Origin of the sequence: Alkalicoccus luteus (assembly GCF_052061695.1) — a bacterium.
Lineage (GTDB): Bacteria > Bacillota > Bacilli > Bacillales > Salisediminibacteriaceae > Alkalicoccus > Alkalicoccus luteus.
The window spans coordinates 72,816-88,232 of sequence record NZ_JBPZEY010000009.1 but is presented as its reverse complement, the minus strand read 5'-3'; the positions used below and the strand labels follow the sequence as shown (position 1 = coordinate 88,232).

Here is a 15,417-nt window from a genome sequence, read left to right as displayed (position 1 = left end):
CGTATGCAGCGATCATTTGACCAGATAACGGACGGAACGAAAGGTGCAGAGGGTGTTCTGCGCTGGGCGGCAGAAACGTACAAGGAAGATCTCGTGTATGCGTGCAGTTTCGGAGCAGAGAGCATGGTGCTGATTGATCTGCTTCACCGATTCAGCGTTCCAGCTGAAATTGTCTTTCTGGATACACATCTTCACTTTAACGAAACCTATGAGCTGATTGACCGGGTTCAGTCGAGATATCCTGAGCTTCGCATGACGATGCAGCAGCCTGAACTGACGCTGTCAGAGCAGGAAGAAGCATACGGACCGGAGCTTTGGAAGCGCAATCCGGACCAATGCTGCTATCTGCGGAAAATCAGACCGTTGGAGCGTGCGCTTCACGGTGTGCCAGCCTGGATTTCCGGGCTGAGACGGGCACAGTCCGAGTCACGAAAGCATACGGAATTTGTGCAGGAAGATGCGAAATTTGACAGCGTGAAAATATGCCCTCTCATCCACTGGACATGGGAGGATGTATGGAACTATATCGATGAACACCGGCTGGATTATAATCCGCTGCACGACCGCTCCTACCCGAGTATCGGCTGTGTTCCATGCACCGTCCCGTCAGACGGAGGAGACAATCGCGATGGACGCTGGGCCGGCACCGGCAAGACGGAATGCGGCCTGCATCTGCCGACGAAAAAGGAGGACTGACATGTATCCAGTAAAACTGACAGGTGCTGGACCGGGAGACCCGGATCTGATCACCGTAAAAGGATTAAGAGCCATACAGGAAGCGGACGTTATCTACTATGACAGGCTTGTCAGCCGGGAACTGCTGAAAGAGGCCAGTCCACACGCGGCACTTGTTTACTGCGGGAAAAAACCAGGTGGGTATGCCGTTTCCCAGGAGGATATTAATGCAATGCTTATTCGATCCGCTCTGAGCGGGAAGCGAGTTACGAGGCTGAAGGGCGGAGATCCGTTTATCTTTGGCAGAGGCGGCGAAGAGGCCATTGCATTGAAAGAGGCCGGACTCTCGTTTGAAGTAATCCCTGGTGTCACGTCCGGCGCTGCTGTACCGGCAAGCGCAGGCATTCCGGTCACCCATCGTCATGTCAGTTCTTCGGTCGGCATTATAGCAGGAGTTACTAAGCTGGACGATGACGCATATTGGCATCACACGGCGAACAGTATGGATACACTGTGCATTTACATGGGTGGCGGCAATATTCGTCTCATTTGCGAGAAGCTCATCCAGGCAGGAAAGCCAGCTGACATGCCGGCTGCTGTTATCTCAAATGGAACGACTGCAGACGAAGTAGTGGTCACAGCTCCGCTTCATGCCATTGCAGAAGAAGCGGCGGGGGCGCCGCAGCCGGCGATGATTGTGATTGGAGAAGTGGTCGGCTTGATGAGCAGACTGAACGGCAGTCTCAGAGAAGAAGTGGTGAGCTGAAGGAGGAGCATATGCAGGGTGTACTTTACATCGGACATGGCAGTCGATCACCGAAAACAAAAGAGGAATCCATTCAATTTATTCAACAGGTGGAGGCAAGAGTCGAAGCGCCGCTCCAGGAGCTCTGCTTTCTGGAGCTGGAAAGTCCTACCATCAGGGACGGGTTTACCAAGCTCGTGGAAAACGGAGCGACGTCTATCGCTATTGTGCCGCTGCTGCTTTTGAGCGCCGGGCATTACTATGCTGACATCCCGGAGGAGCTTGAACACGTTCGTGAGGAATTTCCGCATATTCGAGTGACATACGGGCGGCCTCTGGGGGTTCAGCAGCGTACTGTCGAAGCATTGGCCAGGCGCGCAGAAGAAGCAGGTGCCATTACAAAAAACACGGTCATTCTGCTCGTCGGGAGAGGCAGCCGTTCGCCGGAAACGAAATCAGCTGTCCGTTTGACAGCGAAAAGGCTGAAGCGAAGGCTCGGTGTGAAAAAAGTAGAAACGTGTTATCTGGCGGCGTGCAAACCGTCTTTCGCAGAAGGAATGGAGAGTGCAGCTAAATACGATGATGTCATTGTGCTGCCTTACTTATGGTTCACTGGATTGTTGTACGAGTCAATGGAGCGCGAAGTGGCTGCTTCACCGTTCAGGCTGGCCCCATATCTTGGCGCGCACCTGTTGATGGTCGAGGCGCTTTCAGAACGAGCCGGACAGGCACTGCATGCGGAAACGATTGAAAACAGACTGGATGAGCATATGGCGTGGTGGATCTAAATGGCCAGAAACGGCCGCAGAAAGGGGAGAGTGAACTTGCAAGTTAGTGCACAAAACAGCCCGTTTACGGAAAAACAGGCAGGACTGTTAAATGAGCTGCTGCCGGAGCTGACAGAAGCTCAGGTTCAGTGGCTGGCAGGCTTTACGGCTGCAGCTGGAGCAGCGGGTACCGCGGTGCTGGAGCGTCCCGCCTCGGAAACAAAGACGGAATCGAGAAGTCTGACGATTCTTACAGCTTCCCAGACCGGAAATGGAGCGGCGCTTGCCGAGGAGGCTGCCGGAGCATTCGGACTGGAAGCAAGCGTTGTCGCTGCTGGCGATCTGAAGCCTAAAAAATTCAGCAGCCTGGAGGATGTCATTCTTATTGCGAGTACGCACGGTGAAGGCGACCCGCCTGATGAAGCGCTGGATTTATACGATTACTTATTCAGCAAGAAAGCGCCTGATTTGTCCCACATGCGCTTTGCTGTGCTGGCGCTTGGCGACAGCTCCTACGAGCATTTTTGCCAGACAGGCAAAGATTTTGACGGAATTCTGGAAAAGCTCGGCGCAGAGCGAGTTCTTGAAAGAATCGACTGCGATGTAGATTACGAGGAGCCAGCAGCGACGTGGCTGAAGCAGGCAGAGCAGCAGTTTGCAGACGGAGAGCCGGTTTTGCCTGCCAGTGAGCCGACAGCGCTGCAGGAAAAAGCAGTGTATTCAAAAAAACATCCGTTTCCAGCAGAGATTGTCACCAATTTCTCCTTAAACGGCAGAGGGTCCGCGAAAGAAACGAGGCATATTGAACTGGACTTGGAAGCATCAGGGCTGACCTATGAGCCTGGTGACAGCCTCGGCATTCTGCCGGTTAACGATCAGGTGCTCGTAGAAGAGCTGCTTGGCGTCCTGGATTTCAATGGCCAGGAAACGGTCCTGTCAGGCAAGGAAGAAAAGACGCTTGCAAAAGCGTTGGAGCAGCTTGAAATTACGGTATTGACAAAGCCGCTGCTGGAAAAGCTTGCGGTTTATTCAGACCAGCTGGCTGCGTTAGAGGAGGCAGACAGGAAAAGCTATATGGAAGGGCGGGATCTTGTCGACTTGATTCAGGACAAAGCGCCGTGGACCTTTACGGCCCAGCAGCTGGTCGACAGCCTTCGTCCAATCCCGCCTCGTCTCTATTCGATTGCCAGCAGCTTGTCTGCAAATCCGGGTGAAGTACACCTCACGATCGGTGCCGTGCGCTATGAGTCTCACGGCCGGGAGCGTAACGGGGTCTGCTCGATACAGTGTGCGGAACGCGGTGAACCGGGATCTTCACTGCCGGTATTCGTCCAGTCCAACAAATCATTCAAGCTTCCTGCAGACGAAAAACCGATCATTATGATTGGCGCCGGAACCGGAGTTGCTCCATACCGATCGTTTATGGAAGAGCGCGAGGAACGGGAAGCGGAAGGCGACAACTGGCTGTTTTTCGGAGATCAGCACTTCACGACAGATTTTCTGTATCAGACAGAGTGGCAGGGCTGGTATAAAGACGGGCTCTTAACAAGGATAGATACGGCATTTTCAAGGGATCAGGACGAAAAAATATACGTCCAGCACCGTATTTTAGAACAAAGCAAGAGCGTGTTTGAATGGCTGGAACGCGGCGCCTTTCTGTATGTGTGCGGCGATAAGGATCGCATGGCAGGAGATGTGCATGAGGCACTGCGAACGGTGATTGTAAAGGAGAGCGGGCGTTCCGAAGAGGAAGCTGAAGCCTATTTAAAAGAGTTAAGAAGCGAAAAGCGCTATCAGCGGGATGTATATTGATGCAATAGAAAGGAGAGGTTAGATGAGTACAAGCGGCAAGCCGAGTGAAACGGAACATATAAAACAAGACAGCAGCTATTTGAGGGGAAGACTGGAGGAGTTTTTCCAGGACCGTATCAGTGCCGGCATTCCGGAGGATCAGACAAAGCTGCTGAAGTTTCACGGGAGCTATATGCAGGATGACCGTGATTTGCGTGAAGAACGGCGCAAGCAGAAATTGGAGCCTGCCTATCAGTTTATGGTGCGCGTCCGGCTTCCGGCGGGGGTGGCAACGCCGGAGCAGTGGCTGACGATGGACCGGCTTGCAGATGAATACGGCAACGGCACGATGAAGCTGACAACGAGGCAGACCTTTCAGCTGCACGGCATCCTGAAGTGGAACATGAAAACGAGCCTGCAGCAGATGAACGAGGCGCTGATGGACACCATTGCTGCCTGCGGCGATGTGAATCGAAACGTCATGTGCGCAGCAAACCCCTCCCAGTCTGATGCGCATCGAAAGGTATATGACTCCGCCGCGGATATCAGCGAGCGTCTGCTTCCGAAAACGAGGGCTTACCACGAGATCTGGCTGGATGAAGAAAAGCTGATCGACACGAAAGAAGAGCAGGAGCCGGTGTACGGAAAAACGTATCTGCCCCGGAAGTTTAAAATAGGTGTGGCAGTTCCGCCGTCAAACGATGTTGATATTTATTCACAGGATATTGGCTTTATTGCGATTATCAGCGGAGGAAGGCTGCTTGGGTATAACATTCTCGTCGGGGGCGGAATGGGCATGACGCACGGAGATGAAAAGACGTATCCGCAGCTTGGCAGAATGCTTGGCTTCGTCCCGGCTAAAAAAGCAGCGGAAGCAGCAGAAGCTATCCTGACTGTACAGCGGGACTATGGTGACCGCTCTGAGCGAAAGTATGCCCGTTTTAAATACACCGTCGACAGGCTTGGCATCGAGACGGTGCGGAACGAAGTCAATGAACGTCTCGGCTGGGAAGTAAAACCGGCAAAGCCGTATTCGTTTGACCGAAACGGCGATATTTACGGGTGGGATGACCATGCAGAAGGCCTATCGCATCTGACCTTATTCATTCAAAACGGCCGTATTGCCGACAGCGGCGGATATGAGCTGAAAACGGCATTGAAGCGGGTAGCAGAGGTGCATGACGGAACGTTCCGGCTCACGCCAAATCAGAACGTCATCATTGCAGATGTTAAACCGGAAAACCGCAAGCAGATCGAGGCAATCGTGTCCGAATACGGTTTAACAGACGGTCGTGAGAACTCAGCACTGCGCCGAAACTCCATGGCGTGCGTAGCGTTTCCGACGTGCGGACTTGCTATGGCCGAATCGGAGCGGTATTTGCCTTCGTTGATTGATAAGTTGGAGGATATGCTGGATGCGAACGGTCTGCGTGATGAAGAGATCATTATCCGGATGACCGGCTGCCCGAACGGATGCGCAAGACCGTCGCTTGGGGAAATTGCCTTTATCGGAAAAGGACCGGGGACGTATAACATGTACCTTGGCGCCGGATTTAAAGGAGACCGGCTGAACAAGCTGTACCGGGAAAATATCGGAGAAGAGCAGATTCTGCAGGAACTGCAGCCGATCTTTGCCTCCTTCGCAAAAGAAAAGGAAACCGGGGAACGGTTTGGTGATTTTGTTATCCGCCGCGGCATTATTGAAGCAACGACGGATGGCGTTAATTTTCACGAAAAGGTGCGCAGCTGAGCAAGTTTATGCTGCTGAAGTTCAGCGCTTCTAAAGCGGGGATGGAGCAAAGACTCCAGCTCCGCTTTTTTCTTTTCAGCGGATAGAGAAGAGGCGGTAACCAGTTCTCGTGCAGCTGTTAAAAAAGAAACGTATGCGGCCTCCTCTGCAACGAGCGGCTCTATTTTGCTGCAAAGCGATTTAGCAAACAGCGGACCAGCCCCGCCGGAATGCACGGAAGCCTTTATCTGCCCGCGCTGGACGACCGCGGGGAAAACGATCGACCCCTTGCTGCTGTCCGCCGCATCATTAATCAGGCAGGCCCCAGGCTCCCAGCTGTAGATTGCCTCGTGAACGTCTTCTCCTGCAGCGAGTATAAGCAGAAAAGTATTGGTGTCGGAGGGAACTGCTTTTCGTCTTTCCCACTGGATTGAGTGCTCACTGATCCATCGCGTCATATCATCCGCGCATTCCGGACTGACGATCGTAATCGACGCGCCGGCTGAAAATACACGCTTTGCCCTTCGGAAGGCCACATTTCCTCCGCCAATAATGACAACATGCTTATTCGTCAAATTCAAACCGACAGGCTCCATCGAATCACTCTCCTTTAAATCCATTGTGTTGTTAGCAGTATACCGCAGGCGAAGTGCACCTGGACAGAGTAGCTGAACGGTGTATAAATCTTCCCAAACCTGACGGCCGCTGTGATACAGCATTACCCGTTCATCAAGACTAACACCATTAGGAAACAGCCAGCAGAATGCTTGATCTGCTGGCTGTTTCTGCACGCATATTGTTAATGGCAGTAGTCCATAAACCGTGTCGGATCAAATGGCTCCTCGTAAGCAGAGCCCGTTGCAGTGAACAGCAGGGATACTGCGATGAGCGGTAGGATGACCCATTTCATCTGCAGAACCTCCTTTATTCGGCGACGATATCATCAAGAATGCTCGTATCGACAAAACCGTCCAGATCCGGGTCGTCGTCAATGAATTCCAGTTCGTAGGATGCATCTGCCCAGGCCTGAAGAGCATCTGCATGTGTTTCGGTCGTGATTTCCATACGCTCCCAGGCTGCTTCAAGCACGTTCTCCGGCAGTCGAGTCTGAGTGAGGCTGTAGAGCAGGTCATTTACTGTTACAAGCGTGTCAGCTTCATTTTCTGCCGTATAGTCAACTGCTCGTTTATGAGCGCGGAGAGCACCTTCAACAGTCTCCGGGTTTTCTTCCAGAAATTCATTTGTTGTTACGATGACAACGCTCGCAAGCTCTTCACCAAGAAAGACCTCATTCCATTCGGTGACGACATTTGCGTTATGCTCCTCGACAAGAAGCGTTCCCCAAGGCTCCGGCGCCGCTGCTGCGTCGATTTGTCCCTGTTCAAACATCGCGACCATGCTGGCCGGATTAACGCGTGACTGATGCTCCACTTCCCCGCCAAGGCGGTTCGTTTCCATGCCTTTATCCTTCAGCATCATTTCGAGCTGGACGTTATGTGTGCAGCCGTTGCCAGGCGTGCAAAAGGATTTACCAGAGAAATCTTCGATCGTTTCAATACCGGAGTCCTCACGTGATACGATTAAGGTCGCTCCGTTCGCAGCTGCGCCTACGACGACGACATCTCCTCCTGCAAGGTGGTAGTTGATTGCAGGGCCCGGTCCGACATAGCCCAGATCAATGACGCCGGTATCAAGCGCCTCAATAAAGTCGTTGCCGTTTGGAAAGTTGAGGTAGTCGACATCCGCGTCAATCTCTTCTTCAAAGTATCCTTTTTCTTTACCGACAATGCCCGCTGCGTGATCGAGGTTAGGAAAATAGCCGATTTCAACAGCGTCTGTTCCGCCTGCAGCTCCCGCTGAGTCATCCTCATCTGTTCCGCATGCTGTCAAAAGCAGCACCCCGGCTGCCAGTAGTCCCCACTTCTTCATATATCACTCACTCCTCTTATGTATTCGTCTGCAGTCCCCATCTGGACAGGACACGCTTTTCGACCTTGCTGAAAACAAAATACTCAACTATAAGTCCGATCGTGGCAATGATGATCATGATGGCGACAACAAGATCCATGTTGTAAAAATCACGTGCGTCCATCAGCGTACGTCCAAGTCCGCCTCGGCCAATCAGTTCAGCAGCCATCAGCGCCCGCCACCCGAAGGCCCACGCGAGTCTTGCGCCGGTGAGCACATTAGGCACTGCTGCTGGAATCATTACCTTCCAGACGAGTTCACTGCCGCTGTAGCCCATCGTGCGCGCTGCCCGCATGAGGATCGGCTGGACGTTTTTCATTCCCATCCGCATGTTCATCGTCATCGGCCACGTAGCTCCGAGTACAACGACGAACAGAATAGCTCCGCCGCCGCCCTGAAACAAAATCAGTGCGATTGGCAGCCACACGATACTCGGAACTGACTGCAGCGCAATCACGAGTGATCCGAGTGTTTCGTCAGCCAGCTTGGAAACACCGAGCAGAACGCCGAGAAAACCGCCGATGATTAAAGCAAGCAGAAAACCAAATACAATTCTGCCAAGGCTTTCCCCAAGAGCTACGCGGAGAATACCTGTATCAAACAGGCCTATGTACAGTTGTTCCACCGATCCGAGAGGGGAAGGGAACATAGCTGTCTGCTGTGAATAAATTCTATATATGATCTCCCATATCGCGATTAGAACGATAAAGAAAACCAGCCTTCTTACTGCGGAAGTCATCCCCCATCTCCTCTCTCATCACTTTTTCGATCTCTTTTTCCAGCATCTCCATAATTTGCTTTTCAAGCGATGTGAACGCTTCGGAGGCTGGATCACGCGGCCGCGGCAGATCAACCTTGAACTCGCCGCGGATACCGCCGGGTCTCGTGCCCATGAGAACGATGCGATCAGACAAAAGAATGGATTCACGGATATTATGCGTGACAAACAGCACGGTCTTTCCGGTAGTCTCCCAGATGTACTGCACTTCTTTGTGGAGCATCATTCTCGTCTGCTCATCAAGCGCTCCGAATGGCTCGTCCATCAACAGCACTTCCGGGTCCATTGAAAGGGCGCGGGCAATGGATACCCGCTGCTTCATTCCTCCGGAAAGCTCATGAGGATAGGCATACATAAAACGGCTCAAGTGGACGAGCTTTAAATAATCTTCGGCGCGCGAGCGGGATTCCGCTTTGGAAAACTGTTTTTTTAACGCAAATTCGACGTTCTCACGGACGTTCAGCCATGGCATCAGAGCGGCTTCCTGAAAGACGACCCCTCTGTCAGCACCAGGACCGGTAATCGCTTTACCTCCTGCTGATACTTGTCCTTCGGTTGCCGGCTCGAGTCCAGCCACGATATTTAACAGCGTGGACTTTCCACAGCCGGAAGGACCGAGCAGGGAAACAAATTCACCATCCTGTATGGTCAGATCGATATCATCAAATACGGTAAATGATTCGTTATCTTTTGTTGCGGGAAAGGTTTTTTCGACGTGCTGAATCGTAACTTCTGCCAAAGCATTCACCTCTTAAACGCATAATGTTGATTAATTTAGTTGGAATAATAAAATTAAGTATACCATGGTGGAACCTTCTGTCAATGCCATTCATCTAATTTCTGATTGGAAAGGTGGGATATCGGAATGAAAAAGAAGCCCCCTTCTTTTTAAAACAAAGGGGGTCCATTTTCATTCGAGAAGGTAGGATCGTGCTGAAGATACGCCTTTAAAATAGGGAGGGCTACTGGTTTTGCGCAGTAATATCCTTGTACGAAACCGCAGCGCAGCTCGCGGAGACGGCTCCATTGTCTGCTTGTTTCCACGCCTTCAGCGATAACGTCCAGTTCGAACAGACCTGCCACGGCAAGCATCTGTTCCACAATTTTTTCGGATTGAATGGAGCCGTTCAGCGACGCAATAAAGCTTCGGTCAAGCTTTAAAGTATGAAGCGGAAGCTGCTGGATATAGGTCAGGCTGGAATAGCCAGTGCCGAAATCATCAAGTGCGATTCGTACGTTCAACTGGCGCAGTGACTCGATAAAGTTTTTCAGCTTCTCCATAGATAAGGGTGCCGATGTTTCTGTTAATTCGAACTCCAGCTGAGAGGCTTTTATACCGGTTTCCTGAATCACTTCTTGTATATAAGAAATTAAATAGCCGCCTTTAGAGGGAAAGGAGGAAACATTAATGGCCAGACCTACAGGAATCGGAAGGGTGGCAATTTGACGGCAGGATTCAAAAATAACCCACCTGTCGATCGCATGCATCAGTCCGGCTTCTTCTGCGATTGGCAGAAAATCAGCAGGACTGATGTAACCCAACTCGGGATGTTGCCAGCGGATCAGCGCTTCCACTCCGCGGAGCTCTCCACTCTCTGTGTGGAACTGCGGCTGATAGACGAGTGCGAGCTTGCCCGAGCGCAGCGCTTCCGGCAAATCGCGTACGATCGTCCGTTTATAAGAATAGGAAGTGTGCATTCCGGACTCATACATGACAGTTTGATCGTACCCCTGTTTTTTGGCTTCCTGCAGGGCAATCGCAGCCTGCTGCAGCAATTCATCCAGCTGAATGTCGTCTGTTCCGGAAACGGAAGTCCCGATGCTGCAAGTCAAACGTACTGGTCTGCGGCTGATTGAAAAAGGCTGTCCGCACGTGGTGTGAATTCGTTCAGATAGTCGCTGGATACCGCCTTCCGTTAACGGCTGTTCCACGAGAATGATAAATTCGTCTCCGCTGATCCGTACGATCAGCCCTTCTGAAACAGCCCGCTTCAGCCTTTCTGCCAGCTGGAGCAGCAACGTATTGGCGTCCTCGAGGCCGAGTGAATCGCTGTGCAGCTTAAAATGATCAATATCTACATGGAAGACCGTTGTCTCTCGCAGCGAAGAAGCAGCACGCTGCTGCAAAAATGCGTAGTTATAGGCGTTTGTGAGCGGATCGTGAATATTCACATATTCCAGCTCAATGGCATTGGCAAGCAGGGAAGCCATGTTCTGCAAATGCTCGGCTTCTGATTCCGTGAAGGAGCGCGGGCGTTTGTCCAAAATGCAAATAGTTCCGAAAATAGTTCCGTTTGAAAGGGTGATGGGTGCCCCGGCATATGCTTGAATGCCGAGCTTTTTTGTGATTTTTAAACTGCAGACAATGTCGTGTTTGCGGGCGTTTGGAATCATCAGCGGCAGACCGCCGCCGTTTTTAATAAGCTGTCAGTAAGCATCCTCCAAAGGCATGGACGAACCAGGCTGCAGCGGTATAGAACCGTCGCCGGCAGTTGATATTACCGTAAACATCTCGTCAGTCGTATGGCTGATAAAAACGGTCCCGCGTCCAATCAGCGCTTCAAGAGTCTGGAGCGTTGTCGCACTGAATTGCCGCAGGGAATGATAGTAGGGCAGCTCATGGGGCTCGATATGCATCAGGGTCCCTCCTCTCCAAAGCAGTTTGTCCTGTTAAACACGTGAGCAGATCAATACGTGCATAGAAACAGAAGCAAATACCGTTTCTCTTCTGCAATCGTCAGCACGGACGGGTGTCTGAATAGTAAGTTATTTCTATCATCATCATAATACAGATATGATATAATTCAATAGTGGGATAATGTTGAAAGCTATTGAGTCTTTACTCATAAATGAATAGACATACTGATTTGAATGCAAAACTTTTGGCGCACGAATGCGTTGTCGCGTGAAAGGACTTTTTTTGCCGACAGAGGATGGTGGAGCAATATGAAGCTGGTTATCTTTCTTGTAGGTCTGATACTGTTCCCAGTGACAGCCTTCTCTGCTCCTATTGAGCCGGGTCTGGACGGCGAGCGTATTATTGTTCACGAACAAATGGAAGTGTTTATTGATGAGACAGGTGAACGGAATTTTGACGAGATCCGCGATAGGCCGTTTGAGTCGTTTACAAGGAATGCACCGAGCTTTGGCTATACAACGGATGTTTATTGGGTCCGGTTTCAGGTAGATGCCTCAGCAGCTGAGGACGAATGGTTTCTTAAGCTGCTCAGTCCGACGATGGATCACGTCACACTTTATACAGAGCTTGCGGATGGAACCGTGACCTCTGTCGAAACAGGGGATCTTGTCCCATACAGAGAACGTCCGCGCAACAACCGCAACTTTGTTTTTCCGGTGGACTATGCGGAAACAGAGGGTCTCATGACTCATTACATGCGCTTTGAAACAGAGGGAGCGATGCAATTTCCGCTGGAGCTGAACAACCAGCGGGTTTACAGTGAACAAACACAGTGGGATTATTTAATACTCGGTCTGCTTGCAGGACTTGCGGCGGTTATGGCGCTCTACAATTTCTTTATTTACTTATCACTCCGGCACCCCAGCTACTTATTCTACGTCCTTTTCATTATCGTGAATTTATTCACATTCCTATCGTTTACAGGTCTTGCTTATCAGTTCATTTGGCCGGAAGCAGTTTGGTTTAACAATCGGGCGATCTTGTTTTTTATGCTGTTGTCCAACATGATGGCGATTATCTTTGCTGTGAACTTTCTTGAACTTAGGAAGGAAGTGCCGAGATCTCTCATTTATATGTATATGGCCTTCTCCATTAACCTCATTCTGCTCGGAGTCTGGGCCTATTCATATCCACTGGCACTTAATTTAATCGTAATCGCAAGCGTCGCGACGGTCCTGACTGTTCTGACGGCGGCACTCATCCGCTACCGGCAGGGATTCGGCCCCTCCATTTACTTTCTGTTTGCGTGGCAGTTCTTTGTCATCGGTGTTTTAATATCTATTTTTACCGATCTCGGCTTTGTTCCATACTCTTTTTTCACGAAATATGCGTGGCAGATTTTCACGTCTGTCGAGCTCGTGCTCTTCTCTTTCGCTTTGGCAAACAAAATTACCGCTATTCAAAAAGAAAAAGAGGAGGCGAGGCAGGAAGCACTTGAAGCCTTGCAGCGAACCGACAGGCTAAAAAATGAGTTCTTACAAATGACAACGCACGAGCTGCGAACGCCGCTGAATGGCATGATCAGCATCGCAGAATCACTTCGGGAAGGCATCGCCGGTGAACAGAATGAAGCTGCTAAAAAGCATTTGGACGTTATTATCCGCAGCGGCAGCAGGCTGTCTTATCTGATCGGGGATATCGTGGACGTCTCGCGTATGGAAAATCAGGACTTTGACATGCGCGTCGAGGAGGTTGATCTGAAGCCTGCTGTAGAACTTGCTTGCGAGATGGTAAAGCCGCTTGCAGCAGAAAAATCTCTTACCATCATTAACGAAGTGGGGCAGCTGCCAAATGTTGCTGCCGATGAGCACCGCCTGCAGCAAATTTTATATAATTTGCTCATCAACGCCGTGAATTATACGAAGGAAGGAACCGTTCGCATTCGCGGCTCCCAGAGCGAGGAAACGGTGACCATTTATATCCGGGATACCGGGATCGGCATTTCTGAGGAAGAACGCCGCCGGCTGTTTGAACCGTTTGAACGCGGCCGGGATGCTGAGGGATATTACCGGGAAGGAATGGGGATCGGTCTGCATTTGACGAAACGTTTGATTGAGCTGCAGGGCGGAAGGATTGAAGTTGAATCAGACCCCGGTAAAGGGTCGATGTTTTCATTTACGCTTCCAGCCGCTAAGCAGGCAGCAGGACAGTTTATGCCGGCCGCTGACTCTATAGCTGAACTGGAGCGGAACCATGCTGGAGCGAAGCGCATTCTTGCTGCCGATGATGACCACGTGAATCTGCAGGTGATCGTTAATTACCTTCAGCTTGAAGGATACGATGTCACCGCGGCTCCCGATGGACTGACGGTGATGGAAAAACTTGAAAAGCAGTCGTTTGATTTGGTAATTATGGATGTGATGATGCCGGGTCTTTCCGGCTTCAGCGTCTGTAAAGAGCTGCGGACACGCTTTTCCTATACAGAGCTGCCGGTACTATTGCTCACCGCTCAAAATCTAATTGAAGACCGGCTGGCAGCGTATCGTGCAGGTGCCAATGATTATCTCGTCAAGCCGATCGACAGACGGGAATTGATGATTCGGGTAGATACACACTTAAAGCTTTCGGGGGCTGTACAGGAATTGGAATCGAGAAGGCAGGAGCTTGAAAATATCAATTTGATGCTGGAAGGAATGGTGGATGAACGTACCGCTGAGCTCGGTCGTAAAAATGCGGAGCTCGAAGTGAAAAACGACCAGCTTACTCACATGGAAGCAGCGAGAGTGGAAATGCTGTCCAACATTTCACACGAGCTTGGCACACCGGTTACGTTTTTGAAAAACTACATTCATACGGTCCGGGAAGGGTTTGTTGATCCCTCTGATGAAAACTACCTTCAAATTGTCGATAAGAAGATTCAACTGCTTGACCGGCTGATCGTTGATTTGTTTGAGCTGGTAAAATTGGAAACGGGTCAGATGAACATGGGAATAGAAACAGTTGAGCTGACGGACTGGCTAAACGATGTTCACCAGACATTCGCAATGGAGCTGTCTGAATCAGATATTCATTTCCCTGCTATTACCTACGATCATATTGAAAAGGGACAGTGGTATGTATCGATTGATAAAGGCCGGATGATGCAGGTTTTCAACAATTTGATCGGAAATGCGCGCAAGTTCACGCGAAACAGCATTCACATATCAGTGGAAACACGCCAGGATACAGGGTACCGTGAATTTGACGGCGGAGCAGTGATCCGCATCACCGACAATGGAAGAGGCATGAAAAAGGATCAGCTGGAGCATATATTCAAGCGGTTTTACAAAGCGACAGGCGACCGGGGAAAACCATCTACTGGTACAGGGCTCGGGCTCGCCATTGCGAAGGAAATTATCGCACGGCACCACGGTGAGATTTGGGTGGAAAGTGAAATCGGCGAAGGTACGACGTTCAGCTTCTGTATTCCGGTATTGGCCGCACATGCTCGATTTGAAGAGGAGGCAAGCAGTCATGGATCAACATAAAATCATGCTCGTAGAAGACGATGAGGATATCCGGGCTATCACGACATTATATTTGGAGAAAAAAGGCTACAGTGTTTATGCTGTCGGAAACGGCATGGAGGCGGTTGACAAAGTAAAGCAGGTCGACCCGGAGCTGATCTTACTGGATATCCTGCTTCCTGGTATGGAAGGATTTGACGTTTGCCGAAACATGCGTGAACTTACTGAAAGTCCAATAATCTTTATCAGCTGTAAGCGTTCATCTGAAGATAAAATTGAAGGCCTGAACGCAGGCGGCGATGATTATTTAACGAAGCCGTATGATCTTGCTGAGCTCGAAGCCAGAATCAAAGCGAATCTCCGCCGCAGTGGACCCCGCGATGACCGAAATGAGCTTCGTGCCGGCTCCATCGCGGTCGATTTAGAGAGCTATACGGTGACTGTAAACGGAAAAGCGGTTTCGCTTTACGCAAAAGAATATCAGCTTCTCGTGTACTTAATGAAACACCCTGGACAAGTATTCAGTGCAGAGCAGATTTATGATCATATCTGGGGGATCGACATGTATGGAGATTTAAAGACCGTATCAGTACACATACGAAACCTTCGCAAGAAAATTGAGGAGGATCCTAAATATCCAGATTATATCTTAACGGTACGAGGCTTTGGATACAAATTCGCAGCCAGATAAATAGGTATAAAGGATTGATTAAAAAGCGCTGTATACTGGAAATAAAGACATGACAAAAAAAGTCACATTTATTTTTAAAAAATTATGATTATTTAACCTTATTTTAACTTTTGTTTTGTAGAGTGAACA

At 50.3% G+C, this 15,417-nt stretch carries 13 protein-coding genes; 7 read left to right on the top strand and 6 right to left on the bottom strand.

Annotated features, from left to right (window positions below; translation table 11 throughout):
• Positions 1–3: 3 nt before the first annotated feature.
• Genes ACSZLD_RS12850 through ACSZLD_RS12830 form a run of 5 tightly spaced genes read left to right on the top strand, consistent with a single transcriptional unit; the run spans position 4 to position 5,728 of the window.
• A complete protein-coding gene (locus ACSZLD_RS12850; RefSeq protein WP_377909240.1) occupies positions 4–696 on the top strand; it encodes a phosphoadenylyl-sulfate reductase in 693 nt (230 codons plus the stop codon).
• Between the two features lies 1 nt (position 697).
• A complete protein-coding gene (cobA, locus tag ACSZLD_RS12845) occupies positions 698–1,441 on the top strand; it encodes a uroporphyrinogen-III C-methyltransferase (protein ID WP_377909241.1) in 744 nt (247 codons plus the stop codon).
• An 11-nt stretch (positions 1,442–1,452) separates the two neighbouring features.
• Complete coding sequence (locus ACSZLD_RS12840) at positions 1,453–2,208, top strand: sirohydrochlorin chelatase (protein WP_377909242.1); 756 nt, start codon at positions 1,453–1,455, stop codon at positions 2,206–2,208.
• Between the two features lie 36 nt (positions 2,209–2,244).
• The gene (locus ACSZLD_RS12835; RefSeq protein WP_444685399.1) at positions 2,245–3,999 is read left to right on the top strand and encodes an assimilatory sulfite reductase (NADPH) flavoprotein subunit; all 1,755 of its coding nucleotides are present in this window, start codon (positions 2,245–2,247) and stop codon (positions 3,997–3,999) included.
• Between the two features lie 22 nt (positions 4,000–4,021).
• A complete protein-coding gene (locus ACSZLD_RS12830) occupies positions 4,022–5,728 on the top strand; it encodes an NADPH-dependent assimilatory sulfite reductase hemoprotein subunit (RefSeq protein ID WP_377909244.1) in 1,707 nt (568 codons plus the stop codon).
• On the opposite strand, the gene ACSZLD_RS12825 is transcribed toward ACSZLD_RS12830, so the two are convergent.
• From ACSZLD_RS12825 to ACSZLD_RS12800, 6 genes are all read right to left on the bottom strand, one after another.
• On the bottom strand, positions 5,707–6,303 hold the full coding sequence (locus ACSZLD_RS12825; RefSeq protein ID WP_377909245.1) for an NAD(P)-dependent oxidoreductase: 597 nt from the start codon (positions 6,301–6,303) through the stop codon (positions 5,707–5,709). The genes ACSZLD_RS12830 and ACSZLD_RS12825 overlap by 22 nt on opposite strands.
• A 328-nt stretch (positions 6,304–6,631) precedes the next feature.
• Positions 6,632–7,636, bottom strand: a complete 1,005-nt coding sequence (locus ACSZLD_RS12820) for an aliphatic sulfonate ABC transporter substrate-binding protein (protein WP_444685398.1) — start codon at positions 7,634–7,636, stop codon at positions 6,632–6,634.
• Positions 7,637–7,652: 16 nt separating this feature from the next.
• The gene (locus ACSZLD_RS12815) at positions 7,653–8,414 is read right to left on the bottom strand and encodes an ABC transporter permease (RefSeq protein ID WP_377909247.1); all 762 of its coding nucleotides are present in this window, start codon (positions 8,412–8,414) and stop codon (positions 7,653–7,655) included.
• On the bottom strand, positions 8,347–9,192 hold the full coding sequence (locus ACSZLD_RS12810) for an ABC transporter ATP-binding protein (RefSeq protein WP_377909248.1): 846 nt from the start codon (positions 9,190–9,192) through the stop codon (positions 8,347–8,349). The genes ACSZLD_RS12815 and ACSZLD_RS12810 overlap by 68 nt, the downstream gene beginning before the upstream one ends.
• A gap of 149 nt (positions 9,193–9,341) precedes the next feature.
• Positions 9,342–10,847: an EAL domain-containing protein gene (locus tag ACSZLD_RS12805; protein WP_444685397.1), complete on the bottom strand. Its 1,506-nt coding sequence runs from the start codon at positions 10,845–10,847 to the stop codon at positions 9,342–9,344.
• 33 nt (positions 10,848–10,880) lie between these two features.
• Positions 10,881–11,090 carry a hypothetical protein gene (locus ACSZLD_RS12800; RefSeq protein ID WP_377909250.1) on the bottom strand — a complete coding sequence of 70 codons (210 nt, stop codon included), beginning with the start codon at positions 11,088–11,090 and terminating at the stop codon, positions 10,881–10,883.
• A 309-nt stretch (positions 11,091–11,399) separates the two neighbouring features.
• On the opposite strand from ACSZLD_RS12800, the gene ACSZLD_RS12795 reads away from it, so the two are divergent.
• Both ACSZLD_RS12795 and ACSZLD_RS12790 read left to right on the top strand, forming a co-directional pair.
• Positions 11,400–14,618 (top strand): ATP-binding protein, encoded by a 3,219-nt coding sequence (locus ACSZLD_RS12795; protein ID WP_444685396.1) that lies wholly within the window; start codon positions 11,400–11,402, stop codon positions 14,616–14,618.
• The gene (locus ACSZLD_RS12790) at positions 14,605–15,288 is read left to right on the top strand and encodes a response regulator transcription factor (protein WP_377909252.1); all 684 of its coding nucleotides are present in this window, start codon (positions 14,605–14,607) and stop codon (positions 15,286–15,288) included. The genes ACSZLD_RS12795 and ACSZLD_RS12790 overlap by 14 nt, the downstream gene beginning before the upstream one ends.
• The last annotated feature ends 129 nt before the right edge of the window (positions 15,289–15,417 follow it).